1 protein-coding gene is annotated in these 2195 nt (G+C 64.2%); it reads left to right on the plus strand.

What is annotated here, in order from left to right; genetic code table 11:
- Positions 1–2193: immunoglobulin domain-containing protein (locus I5Q34_RS00075; protein ID WP_199889978.1), on the plus strand; the 2193-nt coding region annotated here is incomplete at its 5' end.
- Positions 2194–2195: the final 2 nt, after the last annotated feature.

Here is a 2195-nt window from a genome sequence, read left to right on the forward strand (position 1 = left end):
GCCACCATGGACTGGACATGGAGAATCCTGTTTCTGGTCGCCGCCGCCACCGGAACCCACGCCGAAGTGCAGCTGCTGGAATCTGGAGGGGGCCTGGTGCAGCCCGGCGGCAGCCTGAGGCTGTCCTGCGCCGCCAGCGGCTTCACCTTCTCCAGCTACGCCATGAACTGGGTGCGCCAGGCCCCAGGCAAGGGACTGGAGTGGGTGTCCGCCATCACCATGAGCGGCATCACCGCCTACTACACCGACGACGTGAAGGGCCGCTTCACCATCTCCCGGGACAACAGCAAGAACACCCTGTACCTGCAGATGAACTCCCTGAGGGCCGAGGACACCGCCGTGTACTACTGCGCCAAGGAGGAGTTCCTGCCAGGAACCCACTACTACTACGGAATGGACGTGTGGGGACAGGGAACCACCGTGACCGTGTCCAGCGGCCAGCCCAAGGCCCCCAGCGTGTTCCCACTGGCCCCATGCTGCGGCGACACCCCCTCCAGCACCGTGACCCTGGGATGCCTGGTGAAGGGATACCTGCCAGAGCCAGTGACCGTGACCTGGAACTCCGGCACCCTGACCAACGGCGTGAGGACCTTCCCAAGCGTGCGCCAGTCCAGCGGACTGTACTCCCTGTCCAGCGTGGTGAGCGTGACCTCCAGCTCCCAGCCAGTGACCTGCAACGTGGCCCACCCAGCCACCAACACCAAGGTGGACAAGACCGTGGCCCCAAGCACCTGCTCCAAGCCAACCTGCCCTCCTCCCGAGCTGCTGGGCGGCCCCTCCGTGTTCATCTTCCCTCCCAAGCCCAAGGACACCCTGATGATCTCCAGGACCCCAGAGGTGACCTGCGTGGTGGTGGACGTGAGCCAGGACGACCCCGAGGTGCAGTTCACCTGGTACATCAACAACGAGCAGGTGCGGACCGCCCGCCCTCCCCTGCGCGAGCAGCAGTTCAACTCCACCATCCGGGTGGTGAGCACCCTGCCAATCACCCACCAGGACTGGCTGAGGGGCAAGGAGTTCAAGTGCAAGGTGCACAACAAGGCCCTGCCCGCCCCCATCGAGAAGACCATCAGCAAGGCCAGGGGCCAGCCACTGGAGCCCAAGGTGTACACCATGGGCCCTCCCCGCGAGGAGCTGAGCTCCAGGAGCGTGTCCCTGACCTGCATGATCAACGGCTTCTACCCCAGCGACATCTCCGTGGAGTGGGAGAAGAACGGCAAGGCCGAGGACAACTACAAGACCACCCCAGCCGTGCTGGACAGCGACGGCTCCTACTTCCTGTACAACAAGCTGTCCGTGCCCACCAGCGAGTGGCAGCGGGGCGACGTGTTCACCTGCTCCGTGATGCACGAGGCCCTGCACAACCACTACACCCAGAAGAGCATCTCCAGGAGCCCCGGCAAGAGGGGAAGGAAGCGCCGGTCCGGCAGCGGAGCCACCAACTTCAGCCTGCTGAAGCAGGCCGGCGACGTGGAGGAGAACCCAGGACCAATGGTGCTGCAGACCCAGGTGTTCATCTCCCTGCTGCTGTGGATCAGCGGAGCCTACGGAGCCATCCAGATGACCCAGTCCCCCAGCTCCCTGTCCGCCAGCGTGGGCGACAGGGTGACCATCACCTGCAGGGCCAGCCAGGGCATCAGGAACGACCTGGGCTGGTACCAGCAGAAGCCCGGCAAGGCCCCCAAGCTGCTGATCTACTCCGCCAGCACCCTGCAGTCCGGAGTGCCCAGCCGGTTCTCCGGCAGCGGCTCCGGAACCGACTTCACCCTGACCATCAGCTCCCTGCAGCCCGAGGACTTCGCCACCTACTACTGCCTGCAGGACTACAACTACCCCTGGACCTTCGGCCAGGGCACCAAGGTGGAGATCAAGAGGCAGCCAGCCGTGACCCCATCCGTGATCCTGTTCCCTCCCTCCTCCGAGGAGCTGAAGGACAACAAGGCCACCCTGGTGTGCCTGATCTCCGACTTCTACCCCCGCACCGTGAAGGTGAACTGGAAGGCCGACGGAAACAGCGTGACCCAGGGAGTGGACACCACCCAGCCAAGCAAGCAGTCCAACAACAAGTACGCCGCCAGCTCCTTCCTGCACCTGACCGCCAACCAGTGGAAGAGCTACCAGTCCGTGACCTGTCAGGTCACCCACGAAGGGCACACCGTCGAAAAATCTCTGGCCCCCGCCGAATGTTCTTGATA

The sequence above is a fragment of the Streptomyces sp. AV19 genome (genome assembly GCF_015999245.1).
GTDB lineage: Bacteria > Actinomycetota > Actinomycetes > Streptomycetales > Streptomycetaceae > Streptomyces.